Annotated in this window: 18 protein-coding genes, 1 tRNA gene and 1 riboswitch; of the genes, 6 read left to right on the top strand and 13 right to left on the bottom strand. The window is 71.2% G+C overall.

Annotated elements, in window-relative coordinates; genetic code table 11:
- Positions 1-207 precede the first annotated feature (207 nt).
- On the bottom strand, positions 208-1,557 hold the full coding sequence (locus G3I41_RS10550) for a DUF445 domain-containing protein (RefSeq protein WP_239081570.1): 1,350 nt from the start codon (positions 1,555-1,557) through the stop codon (positions 208-210).
- Between the two features lie 162 nt (positions 1,558-1,719).
- On the opposite strand from G3I41_RS10550, the gene G3I41_RS10545 reads away from it, so the two are divergent.
- Entirely contained in the window at positions 1,720-2,970 is a 1,251-nt protein-coding gene (locus tag G3I41_RS10545) for an SGNH/GDSL hydrolase family protein (protein ID WP_164399953.1), read from the top strand.
- Between the two features lie 52 nt (positions 2,971-3,022).
- Here G3I41_RS10545 and G3I41_RS10540 read toward each other — a convergent pair whose 3' ends face one another.
- From G3I41_RS10540 to G3I41_RS10525, 4 genes are read right to left on the bottom strand one after another with little or no spacing between them, the layout of a single operon-like run.
- Positions 3,023-3,682, bottom strand: coding sequence for a DUF1707 domain-containing protein (locus tag G3I41_RS10540; RefSeq protein WP_164399956.1), 660 nt, complete (start codon positions 3,680-3,682; stop codon positions 3,023-3,025).
- Between the two features lie 31 nt (positions 3,683-3,713).
- Complete coding sequence (locus G3I41_RS10535) at positions 3,714-4,736, bottom strand: ATP-binding cassette domain-containing protein (RefSeq protein WP_164399952.1); 1,023 nt, start codon at positions 4,734-4,736, stop codon at positions 3,714-3,716.
- Between the two features lie 20 nt (positions 4,737-4,756).
- Positions 4,757-5,626 carry an ABC transporter permease gene (locus G3I41_RS10530; protein ID WP_164399951.1) on the bottom strand — a complete coding sequence of 290 codons (870 nt, stop codon included), beginning with the start codon at positions 5,624-5,626 and terminating at the stop codon, positions 4,757-4,759.
- Positions 5,619-6,419 carry an ABC-2 family transporter protein gene (locus G3I41_RS10525; protein WP_164399950.1) on the bottom strand — a complete coding sequence of 267 codons (801 nt, stop codon included), beginning with the start codon at positions 6,417-6,419 and terminating at the stop codon, positions 5,619-5,621. Before G3I41_RS10525 ends, G3I41_RS10530 begins: the two co-directional genes overlap by 8 nt.
- 172 nt (positions 6,420-6,591) lie before the next feature.
- Between G3I41_RS10525 and G3I41_RS10520 the strand changes: the two genes are divergently transcribed.
- A complete protein-coding gene (locus G3I41_RS10520; RefSeq protein WP_164399949.1) occupies positions 6,592-8,955 on the top strand; it encodes a transglycosylase domain-containing protein in 2,364 nt (787 codons plus the stop codon).
- 19 nt (positions 8,956-8,974) lie between these two features.
- On the opposite strand, the gene G3I41_RS10515 is transcribed toward G3I41_RS10520, so the two are convergent.
- The 3 genes from G3I41_RS10515 to G3I41_RS10505 all read right to left on the bottom strand — a co-directional run bounded on the left by G3I41_RS10515 (position 8,975) and on the right by G3I41_RS10505 (position 10,187).
- Positions 8,975-9,295, bottom strand: a complete 321-nt coding sequence (locus G3I41_RS10515; protein WP_018105629.1) for a multidrug efflux SMR transporter — start codon at positions 9,293-9,295, stop codon at positions 8,975-8,977.
- Between the two features lie 39 nt (positions 9,296-9,334).
- A riboswitch (guanidine-III (ykkC-III) riboswitch) is annotated at positions 9,335-9,404 on the bottom strand.
- 80 nt (positions 9,405-9,484) lie between these two features.
- Entirely contained in the window at positions 9,485-9,823 is a 339-nt protein-coding gene (locus tag G3I41_RS10510; RefSeq protein ID WP_164399948.1) for a co-chaperone GroES, read from the bottom strand.
- Between the two features lie 43 nt (positions 9,824-9,866).
- Positions 9,867-10,187 (bottom strand): DUF3618 domain-containing protein, encoded by a 321-nt coding sequence (locus tag G3I41_RS10505; protein WP_164399947.1) that lies wholly within the window; start codon positions 10,185-10,187, stop codon positions 9,867-9,869.
- Positions 10,188-10,314: 127 nt separating this feature from the next.
- On the opposite strand from G3I41_RS10505, the gene bcp reads away from it, so the two are divergent.
- The 3 genes from bcp (at position 10,315) to G3I41_RS10490 (ending at position 13,100) form a co-directional block, all read left to right on the top strand.
- Positions 10,315-10,782 carry a thioredoxin-dependent thiol peroxidase gene (bcp, locus tag G3I41_RS10500; RefSeq protein WP_164399946.1) on the top strand — a complete coding sequence of 156 codons (468 nt, stop codon included), beginning with the start codon at positions 10,315-10,317 and terminating at the stop codon, positions 10,780-10,782.
- 174 nt (positions 10,783-10,956) lie between these two features.
- The gene (gene proP / locus G3I41_RS10495) at positions 10,957-12,453 is read left to right on the top strand and encodes a glycine betaine/L-proline transporter ProP (protein WP_164399945.1); all 1,497 of its coding nucleotides are present in this window, start codon (positions 10,957-10,959) and stop codon (positions 12,451-12,453) included.
- A gap of 563 nt (positions 12,454-13,016) precedes the next feature.
- Positions 13,017-13,100: transfer RNA gene (locus G3I41_RS10490), tRNA-Leu, on the top strand.
- A 61-nt stretch (positions 13,101-13,161) separates the two neighbouring features.
- On the opposite strand, the gene rdgB is transcribed toward G3I41_RS10490, so the two are convergent.
- Both rdgB and G3I41_RS10480 read right to left on the bottom strand, forming a co-directional pair.
- Complete coding sequence (gene rdgB / locus G3I41_RS10485) at positions 13,162-13,764, bottom strand: RdgB/HAM1 family non-canonical purine NTP pyrophosphatase (protein WP_164399944.1); 603 nt, start codon at positions 13,762-13,764, stop codon at positions 13,162-13,164.
- A gap of 25 nt (positions 13,765-13,789) precedes the next feature.
- Positions 13,790-14,356, bottom strand: a complete 567-nt coding sequence (locus G3I41_RS10480) for a TetR/AcrR family transcriptional regulator (protein WP_275408398.1) — start codon at positions 14,354-14,356, stop codon at positions 13,790-13,792.
- A 156-nt stretch (positions 14,357-14,512) separates the two neighbouring features.
- Here G3I41_RS10480 and G3I41_RS10475 point away from each other — a divergent pair, with 156 nt between their 5' ends.
- Positions 14,513-16,099: a carboxylesterase family protein gene (locus G3I41_RS10475; protein ID WP_164399943.1), complete on the top strand. Its 1,587-nt coding sequence runs from the start codon at positions 14,513-14,515 to the stop codon at positions 16,097-16,099.
- A 58-nt stretch (positions 16,100-16,157) separates the two neighbouring features.
- On the opposite strand, the gene G3I41_RS10470 is transcribed toward G3I41_RS10475, so the two are convergent.
- From G3I41_RS10470 to G3I41_RS10460, 3 genes are all read right to left on the bottom strand, one after another.
- Complete coding sequence (locus G3I41_RS10470; protein ID WP_164399942.1) at positions 16,158-16,550, bottom strand: hypothetical protein; 393 nt, start codon at positions 16,548-16,550, stop codon at positions 16,158-16,160.
- A 123-nt stretch (positions 16,551-16,673) separates the two neighbouring features.
- Positions 16,674-17,411 carry a ribonuclease PH gene (gene rph, locus G3I41_RS10465; RefSeq protein ID WP_164399941.1) on the bottom strand — a complete coding sequence of 246 codons (738 nt, stop codon included), beginning with the start codon at positions 17,409-17,411 and terminating at the stop codon, positions 16,674-16,676.
- Positions 17,412-17,566: 155 nt separating this feature from the next.
- Complete coding sequence (locus G3I41_RS10460) at positions 17,567-17,800, bottom strand: PTS glucose/sucrose transporter subunit IIB (protein ID WP_093708643.1); 234 nt, start codon at positions 17,798-17,800, stop codon at positions 17,567-17,569.
- Positions 17,801-17,945: the final 145 nt, after the last annotated feature.

The raw sequence follows: 17,945 nt of genomic DNA, 5'->3' as shown, positions 1-17,945 counted from the left end.
TGGAACCGGCAGGCGGGCCCGCGCGCGGCCGCCGCGCTGACCACCGCGTACGCGGCCGCGTTCGCGGGCTCGCACCCGTTGGCCAAGAAGGTCGGCGCCTGGCCCGCCGTCTTCACCGTGGCGGGCACGGTCGCCGCCGCGTCCTGGGCGGTCACCCGCCGGGCGTCCTGACCGAAGCGGTCCCGGGGCCCCGGCCCCGGGACACCCTCACCCCCACAGCGCCCACGACACCGTGTAGATCGCCAGCCCCGCCAGCGCCCCCACCACCGTGCCGTTGATGCGGATGAACTGCAGGTCGCGGCCGATGTGGGCCTCGATCTTGCGGGACGTCTGGTCCGCGTCCCAGCCGGCCACCGTGTCGCTGATCAGCGACGTGATCTCCGCCCGGTACGTCGTCACGACGTACGCCGCCGCGTCCTCCAGCCACCCCTCCAGCTTCCCCTGGAGCCGCTCGTCCGCGGCCAGCCGGGCGCCCAGCGCCATCAGCGAGGCCCGGGCGCGCAGCCGCAGCTCGCTCTGCTCGTCCTCCGCCGCCGCGATCACCATCGCGCGCACCGACGCCCAGGCCGAGGCGATGACGTCCTGCACCTCGCCGCGCCCCAGGACCTCCGACTTCAGGCGCTCCACCCGGTCCCGGGTCTCCGAGTCGGTCTGGAGATCGGCCGCGAAGTCCGCGAGGAACGTGTCGATGGAGCCGCGCGCCGGGTGCCCCGGCATGTCCCGCATCTCCGTGACGAAGCGCAGGAGCTCCTTGTAGACCCGCTCCCCCACCCGCTTGTCCACGAACCGGGGCGTCCAGCCGGGCGCCCCGCCCTGCACCGCGTCCATCACCGAGTCGCCGTGCAGCACGAGCCAGTCGTGCGCGCGGGTGCAGACCAGGTCGACCAGCTTGCGGTGGCCGCCGTCCGCGACGACCTTCTCCAGCATCCGGCCGAGGCCGGGGCCGACTTCCGCCGCGTTCGCCCGCCGGGTGATCGCCTCCCCGACGACGGCCTGGACGTCCGCGTCCCGCAGGACCGTGAGCGCCCCGCGCAGCGCGGTCGACAGCTCGGCCGTGACCCGGTCCGCGTGGGCCGGCTCCGCGAGCCACGCCCCGACCCTGCGGCCGATGCCCAGCGAGTGAATCCGGTCACGTACGACGTCCCCGGAGAGAAAGTTCTCGCCCACGAAGGAACCGAGGGAGGCCCCGAGCTGGTCCTTCTTGGTGGGAATGATGGCGGTGTGCGGAATCGGCAGACCGAGCGGACGCTTGAAGAGGGCCGTGACGGCGAACCAGTCCGCCAGCGCACCCACCATGCCCGCCTCGGCGGCCGCCGCGACGAAGCCCGGCCAGCCGCTCACCCCCTCGTTCTTCGCCCAGGTGGCGAGGACGTACACCAGCGCGACCAGCAGAAGGAGGCCGGTGGCCGTGGTCTTCATCCGGCGTACGCCACGACGCTTCTCCTCGTCCGCCGCGGTGTACGCGAACGAGGCGAGCCCCCCGGGCCGCGCCCTGCCACCGGGCCCCGGGGGCAGCTCTTCCCGCCCGGCCCGCCCGGTTCCGTCGATCCGTTCCATCCGCTCCACCCGTCCGCGTACGCACAGCCCCAAGCGTCCGCTACGCATTGTGCCTACCTGACCTACTCCCGGACCGCACGTCGAGTTCCCCGCGCCCTGCCGCATCATGGGAACCGGTCCACTCCCCCGCTTTCCTCATTTCCGCAAGGAGACACACCGCCCATGCCCAGGCGCCAGGGTTACGCCCTGCTCATAGCCCTCGTGGCGGGTACCGCCGCGCTCGCCGCCGCCGTGGCGTTCGCCGGTTCCCTGCTGTTCACCGGGGACAGGGCGACGGCCGCCGCCACCACGGCCCCGCGGGGCGTGGCCCACAACCCGGCCGCCCCGGCGCACTCCTCCGGGCACTGGCTCGCCACCTGGGCGGCGGCTCCCGTGAGGGGCGTGGCCGACCCGGCGCAGGCGGAGGACCAGCGCCGGCGCGTCATCCGCAACGTGGTGCACACCAGCATCGGCGGCACCGAGGCCCGCGTCACGCTGTCCAACCTGTTCGGTACGCAGCCCCTGCTCATCGACCGCGTCACGGTGAACACCCGCCCCGTGACGTTCCGGGGGGCCTCCTCCGTCACGGTCGCCGCCGGCCGGCAGACCGTCAGCGACGCCGTCGCCGTCCCGGTCGCCGCCGACGCCGACCTCGTGGTCACCCTGCGCACCCCGACCGCCCACGGGCCGGTCACCACACACCCCAACAGCCACCAGACCTCGTACACCGAGGACGAACGGGGCACCTGGGCCACCACGCAGTGGCGCTACCTCACCACCGTCGACGTGCGGGGCGGCGACACGAGGGCGACCGGGACGCTCGTCGCGTTCGGCGACTCGCTCACCGCCGGTACCGGCACCACCACCGACGCCAACACCCGCTGGCCGGACGTCCTCGCCGACCGGCTGCACGGCGCGTACGCGGTGGCCAACCAGGGCATCGGCGGCAACCGCCTCCTGCGCGAGGGCACCGGCCCGCGCGCCCTCGACCGCTTCGAGCGCGACGCCCTCGGTGTCTCCGGCGCGAAGACCGTCGTCATCGCGCTCGGCATCAACGACATCCAGGCGCTCCCGAGGGAGACCGACCCCGAGCGGATCACCGACGCCCTGCGTGACCTCACCCGGCGGGCCCACGCGCGCGGGCTGAAGGTCATCGGCGCGACCCTCATGCCGTACCGGGGCTCGGCGGCCTGGACGGCCGGCGGGGAGCAGGTGCGGCAGCACGTCAACGCGGAGATCCGGGCGGGCGGGATCTTCGACGAGGTCCTCGACTTCGACCGGTCCCTGCGCGACCCGGCCCACCCCCGGCAGCTCCGCGCCCCGTACGACTCCGGCGACCACCTGCACCTCAACGACGCCGGATACGCCCGCCTGGCGGGGCTGCTGGACGTGGACACCCTGACCGGGGCCAGGACGGCGGTCGACGCGCTCTGAGCCGGAGGCGGCCAGGACGGCGGTCGACGCGCTCTGAGCCGGAGGCGGCGGCCTACCGGTCGCCCTTCTCCAGCCGCCCGCGCTCGCGCTCGGCCTCCCGCAGCCGCTGCTTCTCCGCCTTGCCGCGCTTGTGCTCCACCCCGACGCCGCCCATGAGCGCGAAGCCGGTGATCCGGACCCGGGGCGCGTCGGGCGCGGGGGCCGACTCGTCCTTGGCGTGCTCCCCGAAGCCGCCCATGATGCCGATGCCCCGGACGTCCACGTTGAGGTCCGGCGGAACCGTCACATGGAGGCCGCCCATGATCGTGAAACAGCGGATCACGGTCTCGCGGGACTCGAAGTTCGCCTCGCGCAGGTCGATGTCGCCGCCGCCCCACATCGAGAACGCGGTGAAGACCTTGCCGACCGTCCAGTTGCCCCGGCGGCGGAAACCGCCCCAGAACGCGAAGCCGCCGGTCGACGTCGCCGGTCGCCCGATCCGCTCCGACCAGCGGGCCGCCGAACCCGACCGGGGCCGCACGGCGGCGGGCGCCGACGAGCCGGAGCCGACGGACGGCAGATCGCGGACGAGCGGTTCCAGCTCGCCGTGCGTCCGCGCCTTGTAGGCCGTGTCGAGGCGCTGCTCGAACTCCTCCATCTCCAGACGCCCTTCGGCGACCGCCTCACGCAGGATCTCGGCAACACGTTCACGCTCGGCGTCGGAGGCGCGCATATCGGGGAGTTCGCTCGTCATGGCGCTCAGCCTATTGAACGGGCGCGCTCACGTCACCGGCTCCCCGGACCGTCTCGGACGCGTACATCTTCGCGATCACCGCCTCGATGTCCGGCTCCCGCACCGAAAGGTCCGCCAACGGGTACTCCGCGGCGATCCGCGCCACCAGCGGAGCCGCCGACGCCGACGCCGGAAAGGCCAGCCACTGGCGCGGCCCCTCCACCTTCACCGTCCGCACCGAAGGCTCCGACTCCAACCGGATCGGCGGGAGTTCGCGCTCCAGGTCGACCACGAGCGTCCGCTCGCTCTCCCCCACCTCGTGCAGCCCGGCCAGCGCGCCGTCGTACATCAGCCGGCCGTGATCGATCACCATCACCCGGTCGCACAGCTGCTCGATGTCCGTGAGGTCATGGGTCGTCAGCAGCACCGTCGTCCCGCGCTCCGCGTTCAGGTCACGCAGGAACTGCCGCACCTTGGCCTTGGACACCACGTCGAGGCCGATCGTCGGCTCGTCCAGGTACAGCACCTCCGGATCGTGCAGCAGCGCCGCCGCGATGTCGCCGCGCATCCGCTGCCCCAACGACAGCTGACGCACCGGCACGTCCAGCAGCTCCCCCAGGTCCAGGAGTTCGACACACCGGTCCAGATTGGCCCGGAAGCGCGCGTCCGGCACCCAGTACATCCGGTGCACCAGCCGGTACGAGTCGCGCAGCGGCAGGTCCCACCACAGCGTCGTGCGCTGGCCGAAGACCACACCGATCCGGTGCGCCAGCCGCGTACGCTCCCGCGAAGGGTCGATGCCCGCGACGCGCAGGGAACCGCCGCTCGGCGTGAGGATGCCCGTCAGCATCTTGATCGTGGTCGACTTCCCGGCCCCGTTCGGCCCGATGTAGCCGACCATCTCGCCGCGCTCCACCCGGAAGCTGATCCCGTCGACCGCCCGCACCTGGCGCCGCTCGCCGCGCAGGAAACCCGTCCTGCGGCGGACGTCGAAGACCTTCTCCAGCCGGTCCAGCTCGATGAAGGCCGCCCCGCCGCCCGTGTCCGTACTCATGCCGCTCCCTCTCCCGTCCCTCAACTTCCCGTACTCCGGTACGCCCGCAGCCCCGCCCGCCACGCCAGACCCGCCCCGGTCGCGCAGACCGCGGCCACCACCGGCGGCAGGAACGCCACCCACGACGGCAGCCCCAACGGCAGCTCCCGGCCCAGCACGTACAGCGCCGGCAGCCAGTTCACGAAGGCCAGCGGCACCACGAACGTCACCCCGCGCACCAGGTCCTTCGCGAAGATCGTCGGCGGGTACTGGAGCAGGGTGTTCCCGCCGTACGTGAACGAGTTCTGCACCTGCGAGGCGTCCTGGGCGATGAACTGGAACGCCCCGCCGGCCACGAACACCGCCCCGAAGATCACCGACCCGCTCAGCAGCATCAGCGGCAGCACGACCGCCTTCGCCGGGGTCCAGTCGATGTCCGCCGCCACCAGCCCGTAGCCGAGCACCAGCAGCCCCTGGGTGATCCGCCCCAGCCTGCGCAGCGCGAAGCGGTCGGCCGCCACCTGCGCGAGGACCGGGACGGGCCGCACCAGCAACGTGTCCAGCGTGCCGTCACGCACCCGGCGGCCCAGCCGGTCCATCGACCCCATCAGCAGATCCGCCAGGCCGAACGCCGTCCCCGACGCCCCGTACAACAGTGCGATCTCCGGCAGCGTGTAGCCGCCCAGCGCGTCGACGTGCGCGAACATCAGCATGATCGTCACGAAGTCGAACGCCGTCGCCGTGAAGTTGCCGACCGCCGTCATCAGGAACGACGCCCGGTACGCCATCGTGGAGCGCAGCCACATCGACACGATCAGCCCGTACGCCCGCACCCCCTCGACCAGCCGCGGCCGCGGGGCGAACACCTCCCCCGGCGCCTCCGGCACGACCGCCTCCGCCACCTCAGCCACCCTGGACCACCACCCTCCGCGTCGCCACCGACTGCACCATCCGCCCCAACAGCAGCAACACCACGGCCCAGGCCGCCTGGAACACGTACACCCGCACCAGACCCCAGCCCGTGTGCTTGCCCAGGAACACGTCCGCCGGCACCTGGAGCAGCGCCGACCACGGCAGCAGCCGCGCCACCTCGCCCAGCAGCCCCGGGAACAGGCTCAGCGGCAGCAGCATCCCCGAGAAGAACAGCCCCGCCAGGAAGGCGATCTGCGCCGCACCCGCCCCGTCCATCAGCCAGAAGGCGGACAGCGCCACCAGGTAGCGGATCGCGAAGCTCACCACCACCCCCAGCGCCACCGAGACGAGGAACGCCAGCCACGGCCCCGCCGACCCCGGCAGCGCCAGGTCGAACGCCAGCCCGCCGAGCACCATCGGCACGATGCCGCGCCCCAGCAGATGGAAGGCCGCCCGCCCCAAGTCCTGCGCCAGCCACCACAACTGGAGGTCGACCGGACGGTACAGGTCCACCGCGATGTCGCCCGTGCGGATGCGCTCGATCAGCTCGTCCTCGAAACCGCCGCCCATCATCACGCAGGTCATCAGCAGCGCCTGGCCCAGCCACACGAACGTGAGCGCCTGGGGCATGTCGTAACCGCCGAGCCGGGGCCGCTCGTCCCACAACGCCATGTACGTGTAGGCGAGGATGAAGCCGAAGACGGTGTTGGTGAACACCCCCGCCGCCGTCTCGATCCGATAGGTGGCGTAACGGCGGAAACCGCCCGCCGCCACCACCGCGTAGACCCGCACAGCAACCGCCTCCCCGTCAACGGGTGCCGCACCGCGCGTGGACACCAAAGCGCAGAACCCTAGTCCAGCCCAGCCAGCCGCCGCGAGCGCTTTTCGGCCGTCGATCCAAGGGATATGCGCCAGAAAAGGGCACTATGGGGGAACTGACCGCGGCCGAGGAGTCTGCACCGACATGAGCGACGAGCCACAGCAGCAGAACGGAGACACCGACCCCCCGGGCTGGGCCCCCAGGGACCTGCCTGCCGACGCCGCCGCCCCCGCCGGCGAAGACCCGCCGGCGGGCGAGCCCACCGCCCCGAAGAAGCCCGGCAAGGCCAAGCGCCCCAAGCGCACCGGCTGGCGGCGGCTCATCCCCACCTGGCGCATGGTCCTCGGCGGCGTACTCCTCATCGCCCTGATCCTCATCGGCGGCTTCATCGCCGGCTACCAACTGGTCGACATCCCCGCCGCCAACGCCAAAGCCACCGCCCAGTCCAACGTCTACCTGTACGCCGACGGCACCGTCATCGCCCGCGACGGCGACATCAACCGCGAGAACATCCGGCTCGCCCAGGTCCCGCGCACCGTCCGGCACGCCGTCCTCGCCGCCGAGGACCGCGACTTCTACTCCGAACGCGCCGTCGACGTCAAAGCGATGTTCCGGGCCGGCTGGAACACCCTCACCGGCAAGGGCAAACAGGGCGGTTCGACCATCACCCAGCAGTACGTCAAGAACTACTACCTGGGCCAGGAACAGACCGTCGTCCGCAAGATCAAGGAATTCTTCATCTCCATCAAGCTCAACCGCGAACAGTCCAAGGACCAGATCCTGGAGGGCTACCTCAACACCAGCTACTTCGGCCGCAACGCCTACGGCATCCAGGCCGCCGCCCAGGCCTACTACGGCAAGGACGTCGGCGACGTCACCACCGCCCAGGGCGCCTACCTCGCCTCCCTCCTCAACGCACCCAGCGCCTACGACGTCGTCGCCTACCCCGAGAACAAGGCCGCCGCCGTCGCCCGCTGGAACTACGTACTGGACGGCATGGTCAAGGAGAAGTGGCTCGACCCCGCCGAGCGCGCCGCGATGACCTTCCCCGTCCCCGGCCCCGTCAAGCCCGCCAACAGCCTCTCCGGACAGCGCGGCTACATCGTCAAAGCCGTCGAGGACTACCTCGTCGGCAACGACATCCTGGACGAGAAGACCCTCGCCACCCGCGGCTACCGCATCACCACCACGCTCCAGCGCGAGAAGCAGAACGCCCTCGTCGAAGCCGTCGAGGACAAGGTCATGTCCAAGACCGACGACGACCGCGAGGCCGACCGCGACGTCCGCGTCGGCGGCGCCTCCATCGACCCGGCCAACGGCCACGTCGTCGCCATGTACGGCGGCATCGACTACACCCGCCAGTACGTCAACAACGCGACCCGCCGCGACTACCAGGTCGGCTCCACCTTCAAACCCTTCGTCTTCACCTCCGCCGTCGCCAACGACTCCACCACCCAGGACGGCCGCCGCATCACCCCGGGCACCATCTACGACGGCACCAACAAACGCATGGTCGAAGGCCCCGACGGACCCACCGGCTACGACCCCGCCAACGAGGACGACCGCAGCTACGGCCCCATCACCGTGTCCACCGCCACCGACAAGTCCGTCAACGCCGTCTACGCCCAGATGGCCGAGGACGTCGGCCCCGAGAAGGTCCGGCAGACCGCCGTCGACCTCGGCATCCCCAAGGACACCTCCGACCTCACCCCCACCCCCTCCATCGCCCTCGGCGTCGCCACCGCCAGCGTCCTCGACATGACCGAGGCGTACGCCACCCTCGCCGCCCACGGCAAGCACGGCGCCCACGTCCTGGTCAGCAAGGTCGCCAAGGACGGCGAGGACGTCACCCTGCCCGGCCGCACGGTGAAACAGGCCGTCAGCCGCGAGGCCGCCGACACCACCACGTCGATCCTCCGGAGCGTCGTCGAGGGCGGCACCGGTACCGCCGCCCGGGGCGCGGGCCGCCCCGCCGCCGGAAAGACCGGAACCGCCGAGGAGGACCGGGCCGCCTGGTTCGCCGGCTACACCCCCGACCTCGCCACCGTCATCGCCGTCATGGGCCAGGACCCCGACACCGGCGCCCAGAAGTCCCTCTACGGCGCACTCGGACTCCCCCGCATCAACGGCGGCGGCGCCCCCGCCGAAACCTGGGCCCAGTACACCGGGGCCGCCCTCAAGGGCACCCCCGCCCAGAACTTCGACCTCGACGTGGAAGAGGACACCGACGACACCGCGCTGCCCACCGCCGACTCCACCGCCCCCGGCGACACCGGCCGCCGCACCCCCTCGGCCACCCCCCGCCACAACCGGACCACCACCCCGTCCCGGACCCCCGCCGCCCCGCGCACCACCCCCGGCACCACGGACAACCCGGCCGGCGGCACCGGCGACGGCGGCACGGACACGGGAGGCGGGGACGGCGGCGACACCGGAGGAGACGGCGGCGACATCGGCGGCTTCCTCGACGGCCCCAAGGGCACGCGGGCCCCCAGCGCCCGCCCCTGAACCGGGCCCGGCACGGACCTCAGTGCCCCGAGGTGGCCTTCAGCCCGACCACCGCCACCAGCAGCAGGCACACGAAGAAGATCCGCGCCGCCGTCACCGGCTCGTGCAGCACCACCATGCCCAGGACCGCGGCACCCGCCGCGCCGATCCCGACCCACACTCCGTACGCCGTACCGATCGGCAGCGTCCGGGCCGCGTGCGACAGCAGCATCATGCTCGCCACGATCCCCAGACCCGTGAACACGCTCGGCCACAGCCGGGTGAACCCCTCGGTGTACTTCATCCCGATCGACCAGGCCACTTCCAGCAGACCCGCGACCACCAGCAGAACCCACGCCACGACAGCACCTCCGACGAGACAGAACACGCGAACAACACGGGTGCGTCGTCTTTGCGAAACCCGGTACGGCGCGTCTCGTCGGGTCCCCCCACCGTAGCAAAGGAAAGGCAAAGGGCCCGGTGACAACCGTCACCAGGCCCTTCGCCCACGGATCCACACGTACGGATCCACAGATCCACAGGTACGGGCCTACAGATACAGCCCGGTCGAGTCCTCCGAACCCTCGAACCGGTCCGCGGCCACCGCGTGCAGGTCGCGCTCGCGCATCAGCACGTACGCCACACCCCGCACCTCGACCTCCGCCCGGTCCTCGGGGTCGAACAGCACCCGGTCACCCGGCTCGACCGTCCGCACGTTCTGCCCCACCGCCACCACCACGGCCCACGCCAGCCGACGGCCGACCGCGGCCGTCGCGGGAATCAGAATGCCGCCGCCGGAACGCCGCTCGCCCTCGGGCGACTCGGACCGGACCAGCACTCGGTCGTGCAGCATCCGGATGGGCAGCTTGTCGTCGCTGTTCTCGCTCACGCCCCGCAACCTACCGGTCGGCGGGCCGCGCACGCGCGACGGGTCAGCGCTTGCCGCGCCGCGAGGACACGACCACCAGACCGACCACGCCCACCGCGAGCAGCGCCGCCGGGATCACGCGCTCCAGCCGGGGGGCGCCCGTCTCCGACACGAACTGGGCCCTCACGTCCGACACCGCCCGGTTCACCGCCACGTACGCCCGGCCGGCCGTCCGGTCCACGGTCCCGGCGACCTTCGCCTTCGCGTCGCCCATGATCGTCTTCGGGTGCACCCGCACCCCGATCTCATCGAGTACCACCGCAAGCCGCTCGCGCCTGCTGATGATGTCCGCCTCGATCTGCGCAGGGGTCCTGGCATCCGACACCGCGCCGCCTCCGTGGTCCTCGTCCGGTAAACCTTCATCGACAGTCTGTCAGTTCCGCCGCATCCGCACCCGGCGGCACCCCCATTACGCTCGGTCCCTTAGACCCCACGCACCAACGAGGAGAACCATGAGCGAGCGCCTCACTCCCGGCGACACCGCCCCCGCCTTCACCCTCCCCGACGCCGACGGCAACGACGTCTCGCTCGCGGACCACAAGGGCCGCAAGGTCATCGTCTACTTCTACCCCGCGGCGCTCACCCCCGGCTGCACCAAGCAGGCCTGCGACTTCACGGACAACCTCGGTCTGCTCGCCGAGGCCGGCTACGACGTCATCGGGGTCTCCCCGGACAAGCCGGAGAAGCTCGCGAAGTTCCGCGAGAAGGAGAACCTCAAGGTCACACTGGTGGGCGATCCGGCCAAGGAGACCCTTGAGGCGTACGGCGCGTACGGCGAGAAGAAGCTCTACGGCAAAACGGTGACGGGCGTCATCCGGTCCACGGTCGTGGTGGACGAGGAGGGCAAGGTCGCCCACGCCTTCTACAACGTGAAGGCCACCGGCCACGTCGCCAAGATCATCAAGGACCTCAAGGTCTGAGGGTCCGCGGGGGCGGTCCACGGGCCGCACGGAACGGTCCGAAACGGGCCATTCACTGAGCCGAATGGCCGAAATCATGTGATGGACATCCCAATCCTTCGCAGAACCGGTTTGCGGCCGCCATGTCCGCGCAGAAGCCTTTCCTGTAACAGTTGCCGAGGAAAGGAACCGGCCATGGCGGCCTCCGACCCCCACCAGGTGGCCGACCCGGAAGCGGTCAAACGCCACCCCGCGCTGTTCCGTGCCATCCGGAAGCGCCAGAACCCCAAACTGCGGCGCACCGACATCACCGTCACGGACGACCAGGCGGTCAAGCGCGCGGTCAAGGCGGCCTCCCTCGGCAACGCCATGGAGTGGTTCGACTTCGGCATCTACTCCTACCTCGCCGCGACCCTGGGCCACGTCTTCTTCCCGTCCGGGAACGACACCACCCAGCTCCTCTCCTCCTTCGCCACCTTCGCGGTCGCCTTCCTCGTACGCCCCCTGGGCGGCATGTTCTTCGGACCGATGGGCGACAAGATCGGCCGCAAGAAGGTCCTCGCCCTCACGATGATCCTGATGGCGACCGGCACCTTCGCGATCGGCCTGATCCCCTCCCACGCCACGATCGGCGTCTGGGCCGCGGTCCTGCTGATCTTCTTCCGCATGCTCCAGGGCTTCTCGACGGGCGGCGAGTACGGCGGCGCCTCGACCTTCATCGCGGAGTACGCCCCCGACAAGCGACGCGGCTTCTTCGGCAGCTTCCTGGAGTTCGGCACGCTCGCCGGCTACGTGGGCGCCGCGGGGCTCGTGACCCTGCTGTACGCGCTCCTCGACGACGCCCAGATGGAGTCCTGGGGCTGGCGGATCCCGTTCCTCGTCGCCGGCCCGCTCGGCCTCGTCGGCCTCTACCTGCGACTGCGCCTGGACGAGACACCGGCCTTCCAGAAGCTGGAGGGCGGCACGGCGCACGCCACGGAGGCGGCGGACAACGTCGAGACCACGGCCAAGGGCGACCTCGCGAAGATCTTCCGCGACTACTGGCCGACGCTGATCCTCTGCATCTGCCTGGTCGGCGCGTACAACATCACCGACTACATGCTGCTGTCGTACATGCCGACGTACCTCTCCGACGAACTCGGCTACAGCGAGACACACGGCCTGCTCATCCTGCTCGGCGTGATGGTCGTCCTGATGCTGATCATCAGCCAGGTCGGCAAGCTCTCCGACCGCTTCGGCCGCAAGCCGCTCCTGATGACGGGCATGCTCGGCTTCCTGATCCTGTCGCTGCCCGCCTTCCTCCTCATCCGCCAGGGCAGCATCCCCGCGATCATCATCGGCATGGCGATGCTGGGCCTTTCCCTGGTCTGCATGCTCGGCACGATGTCGGCGGCGCTCCCGGCCCTGTTCCCGACGAACGTCCGCTACGGCTCGCTCTCGGTGGGCTACAACCTCTCGGCGTCGATCTTCGGCGGTACGACCCCGCTGGTGATCACGGCCCTGATCAGCGTCTCCGGCTCCAACCTGATGCCGGCGTACTACTCGATGGCGGCGGCCCTGGTCGGCGTGATCGCGGTGGCCTGCATGAAGGAGACCGCGAACAAGCCGCTGGACGGCTCCCCGCCGTCGGTGGAGACGAGCGAGGAGGCTGCGGAACTGGTCGCGGCCCAGACCCCGGACCCGAAGTTCTGACCCAGCGCCCCGCGGAACGGCCCGTACGGCTTCCCCTCGAAGCGGTACGGGCCGTTCCGCATCTTGTCGAATATCGGACGTGACGCTCCGATAGTCGGTTCGTTACTCCGTACGAGGTCGCGAACGGGCGGCCGGCACGCTGTCTCACATTGGCCGACGCATCACAGCGGCGGGCATCGACACCAGCCACTTCCGGCGTCGCCCTTGGGCAGCGCCCCAAGCGCGCAAGCCCAAAGCGATCGCGCCGACGACCTTGGTCATCAGACCGCCGGGATCGGTACGCGTGAACCGGGAAAGGCTTCACCGCGCGCTGCAGGAGATCGGCGTCGACTACCGGTGCGCGTCCTGCGGCAACAGGGGCAAGTGGCAGGGGCAGTCCTTCACGCTTCAGATCGACCACATCAACGGTGACTGGCTCGACAACCGAGCCGGGAACCTGCGCTACCTGTGCCCCAACTGCCATGCACTCACCGAGACATGCTCTCGCAACCGACGTCCCAAGAAGACGAGCACACCGCAAACCTTCGGGTCGACGGTGCGTCCCCTTGTAGACTGCCGGGGAGGCGCGAGTGCTGGAATTGGTTAGACAGGCTGGTTTTAGGTACCAGTGCCCTAGCGGCGTGAGGGTTCGAGTCCCTCCTCGCGTACCCCATCAGCAGGCCCGACTCGCTCAGCGACGAGTCGGGCCTGCTGCGTTCGCGGGAGGCGTCACCCCACCAGCTCCCGCACCACCGGCACCAGCGCCCGGAACGCCTTCCCCCGGTGGCTGATCGCGTTCTTTTCCGCCGGGGTCAGTTCCGCGCACGTGCGCGTCTCGCCGTCCGGCTGGAGGATCGGGTCGTAGCCGAAGCCGTAGTCGCCGGCGGGGGTGTGGCGGAGGGTGCCGGTGAGGCGGCCCTCGACCACGCGTTCCGTGCCGTCCGGGAGGGCCAGCGCGGCCGCGCAGGCGAAGTGGGCCCCGCGATGCGGGTCGGAGATGTCACCGAGCTGGGCGAGGAGCAGGTCCAGGTTGGCGAGGTCGTCGCCGTGGGTGCCGGACCAGCGGGCCGAGAAGATGCCGGGGGCGCCGCCGAGGACGTCCACGCAGAGGCCGGAGTCGTCGGCGATCGCGGGGTGGCCGGTGGCCCGGGCGAGGGCATGGGCCTTGAGCAGGGCGTTCTCGGCGAAGGTGACGCCGGTCTCCTTGACGTCGGGCACCTCCGGATACGCGTCGGCGCCGACGAGCTCGTACGTGAGGCCCGCGTCGGCGAGGATCGAGTGGAGTTCGGTGATCTTCCCGGCGCTGCGGGTGGCGAGGATGAGGCGGGTCATGCGCCCAGTATCGCCTGGTCCGGCGTCACGCCTCGTCGGGCAGGCGGGCGGCCAGGGCGCGGATGCCGGCCAGCACCTCGTCGGCGGTGGGGGCGGACTCCGGGTCGGTGATGTGCTGCATCATCAGGCCGCCGACGAGCGCGAGCTGCACGGACCCGAGGGTGCGTACCGTCTCCTCGGAGAGTTCGCCCTCGGGCGTCCCCGTGACCTCGTGGGCCATGCCGCTGCGTCCCTGCCGCAGCCCTGAGGCGACCTGCTCGCGGAGCTCCGGGTCGCGCTGGGCGCGCAGGATCGTCTCCAGGTTGGCCAGCCAGAAGGTCTTGTTGGCCGAGAACGCCTCGATGAGGTGGGTCCACAGTGCCCCGAGGCCGTCGTCCGGTGTCGAGGGGCCGAATGCCTGCCCTCCCGAGTCGAGCGCTTCGAAGAGCGCCTGGTTGAGCAGCGCCTCCTTGGAGCCGAAGTGGTAGCCGATGGCCGCCATGCTCACGCCCGCCGCCGTGGCGAGGTCGCGGACGGTGGTGCGTTCGTACCCCTTCTCGAAGAGGCATTTCCTGGCCGCTTCCAGCAGCTTCTCGCGGTTTCCCATTCCCATGCGGCGCATCCTAGGGCGGCCCCGGGACGTGAGGCGAGTGCCCGACCCGCGCGTTTTGCGCGATCGCCTCATACAAGCGTCTTGCACGATCGCCCAACTCCCCGCTACGTTGGTCCCGTTGGCGCACCGAAGACCACGTCGAGCTCTGGAGTCCGCATGAGTCCCCTGAAGTCCCGTGTCACCGCCCTCGCCGCAGCCGTCGTCGGCGCGGCGCTCACCGCAGCGGCCCCGGCGCCGGTGGCCGAGGCCGCGGAGCGTCCGCTTCCGTCGCGGGTGGTGACCGCCGAAGGCCCGGTGCGGGGGGCGGTCACCGGCGCGGTGCGTACGTTCCAGGGCATCCCGTACGCGGCTCCGCCGACCGGTGAGCGCCGGTGGGAGAAGCCGCAGCCGGTCCGGCCGTGGTCGGCCACGCTGGATGCCCGGACGCCGGGGAGCGCGTGCGCGCAGCCGACGGATCAGCCCATCTCGATCGCGGGCGGGGGCAGTGAGGACTGCCTGTATCTGAACGTCACGACGCCGGCCGGCCGGTCGGCGCGGCCCCGCCCGGTGATCGTGTGGATCCACGGCGGGAGCTTCGCGTACGGGGACGGGGCGAGCTACGGCGCGGCGAAGCTGGCGGCCGCGCGGCAGGGTGCGGTGGTGGTGACGATCAATTACCGGCTGGGGGCGTTCGGGTTCCTGTCGGCGCCCGGGTTGCGCGCTCCGGCGAATCTGGGGCTGCTCGACCAGCAGGCCGCGATGCGGTGGGTGGCGCGCAACGCGAATGCCTTCGGCGGTGATCCGGGCAATGTGACGCTCATGGGCCAGTCGGGCGGGGGCTACAGCGTGTGCGCGCAGCTGGTGTCACCGGGGGCGCGGGGGCTGTTCCACAAGGCGATCGTGCAGAGCGCGGGGTGCGTCGGGCCGGACGGTTCGTTCACACGGGCGCAGGCGGAGGAGCAGGGTGAGGCGGTCGTCGCGGCGGCCCTGGGCGACGGCGCGGAGGATGTCGACTCCCGTCTGCGGGCCCTGCCTACGGCCGATCTGGTGAAGGCGTCGGCGTCCGGGCATGACGGGTTCCGGCCGGTGGTGGACGGCGAGGTGGTGCCGGAGGCGCCGGCGCGGGCGATCGCGGCGGGGCGGTTCGCGCGGGTGCCGGTGCTGCACGGTTCGACGCGCGACGAGATGAGCGGGCTGGCCGGCCTGGACGAGGTGATGGCGGGGAAGCCGCTGACCGCCGGGGGGTATGCGGAGAAGGTGGCGGGCCGGTTCGGGGCGGACGCCCCGGCGGTGCTGGCCGAGTATCCGGTGGAGCGTTATGCGGCTCCGGGGGCGGCGCTGTCGGCGGTGCTGACGGATGCGGAGTGGTCGACGGCGGCTCTGGACACGCAGCGGGCACTGGCGCGGCACACGTCGGTGTACGCGTACGAGTTCGCCGGGGCGTCGGCTCCGTATTTCCGGAACGTGCCGCGGCCGGCGAGCTTTTCCCTGGGGACGGGACACATGACGGACTTGGCGTACCTGTTCGAGAACGAGCTCTTCGAGCCGCTCGACGGGGCGCAGGCGGAGTTGTCGGACGCGGTGGTCGGCTACTGGAGCCGGTTCGCGAGCACCGGTCGGATGAACGGTCCGGGGCTGCCGGTGTGGCAGCGGTTCACGGGCGGTGACGCGTACGTGCAGCGTCTGGCGTCCGGGCGTATCGGCCGGACGGACTTCGCGGCGGACCACCACTACGCGTTCTGGAAGGGTCTCGCCTCGTCGTGAGCCGAGCGGGGTCGGGGTGCCCCCGGCGGTCTTCGCGACTGCCGGGGGCACCCGTGCGTCACGGGGTGCAGACCTTGGCGATCTCGCCGGCGGCGTCGGTGACGGGGCCGATGTCCGGGGTGGCGTCGCCCTTGTCGATGGCGTCGCGGACGTTGGTGACGCCGGAGCGGAGGTCGTCCACGGCCTTGGTGAGGTCGGCGTCGTCCGTCTTGTCGCCGAGGTTGCCCAGCTCCTCCTGGATCTGGTCCAGGGCCTCGGACGCCTGGGTGGGGTCGCTGGAGGCGTTGGACACGGCCTGGCGGAGGTTGTCGACGCTGGTGGCGATGGCGTCGGCGGTGCGGACGCAGTCGAGTGTCTTGTCGAGGGCGCCGCAGCCCGCCGCGGCGGTGGCGGTGATCAGGACGGCGGTGACGGCCAGTGCGGTGCGGTGGAGCCGGTGGCGCGCGGCCATGGTGTGGTCCCTCCCCGGGGTGCGGATACGCGGACGGGCGCACGGTTCGACCCGTGCGCCCGTATGCGTATCGACGCCGCTGGGCGGGACTTGGTTGCCTCTTTACCTTCTCGGTCCGTCTTTTCAGGCGCCGAGGGTGGTGGCCAGTGCCTCGGTCTGGAGCGTGGCGAGGTCGACGCAGCCGGCGGTGGCGAGGTCGAGGAGGGCGTTGAGCTCCGTACGGTCGAAGGGTTCGGCCTCGGCGGTGCCCTGGACCTCCACGAAGCGGCCGTCGCCGGTGCAGACGACGTTCATGTCGGTCTCGGCGCGGACGTCCTCCTCGTAGCAGAGGTCGAGGAGCGGGGTGCCGTCCACGATGCCGACGCTGATGGCGGCGACGGTGCCGGTCAGCGGCTTGCGGCCGTGCTTGATGATCTTCTTGCCCTGGGCCCAGGCGACGGCGTCGGCGAGGGCGACGTAGGCGCCGGTGATGGCGGCGGTGCGGGTGCCGCCGTCGGCCTGGAGGACGTCGCAGTCCAGAACGATGGTGTTCTCGCCGAGTGCCTTGTAGTCGATGACGGCGCGCAGGGAGCGGCCGATGAGCCGGCTGATCTCGTGGGTCCGGCCGCCGATCTTGCCGCGTACGGATTCGCGGTCGCCGCGGGTGTTGGTGGAGCGGGGGAGCATCGAGTACTCGGCGGTGACCCAGCCCTCGCCGCTGCCCTTGCGCCAGCGCGGCACGCCTTCGGTGACGGAGGCGGTGCAGAAGACTTTGGTGTCGCCGAAGGAGATGAGCACGGATCCTTCGGCGTGCTTGCTCCATCCGCGTTCGATGGTGACGGGACGGAGCTGGTCGGCGGTGCGGCCGTCGATACGAGACATGGCGCCGAGCCTATCGGGTGGCGGGGGTGGCGGTTTCCGGGTGCGGAGGGGCGGGTGCCGCGGTGCGGAGGGGGTGCGCGCGGGTCGTGGGCCCGGGTGCGCCGCAGGCCCCGCCCGGGGTGGGCGGGGCCTGCGGGGGCGGGTTCAGGCGGTGGTCACATCATGTCTTCGATGTCGGCCGCGATCGGGTCGGCGTCGGTGCCGATGACGACCTGGATCGCGGTGCCCATCTTGACGACGCCGTGGGCGCCGGCGGCCTTGAGCGCGGCCTCGTCGACCTTGCCCGGGTCGATGACCTCGGTGCGGAGGCGCGTGATGCAGCCCTCGACCTCTTCGATGTTCTCGATTCCGCCGAGCCCGGCGACGATCTTCTCAGCCTTGCTGGCCATGGCCTTCTCCCTGGTTCCTCATGTGTGTGCGACGGCCCACCACGGGTCCGTTTCGTCACGGTAACGCACGGTTGGCCCAACTTCTCGGGCGGGCAACCGCACGGTCCCCAATGATGACGATCACCGGCGCCCCGCCTTCCGGGCC

The organism is Streptomyces sp. SID9727 (genome assembly GCF_010550605.1).
In the GTDB taxonomy this organism is placed as follows: Bacteria; Actinomycetota; Actinomycetes; order Streptomycetales; family Streptomycetaceae; genus Streptomyces.
This window is presented reverse-complemented; position numbering and strand designations above follow the sequence as displayed.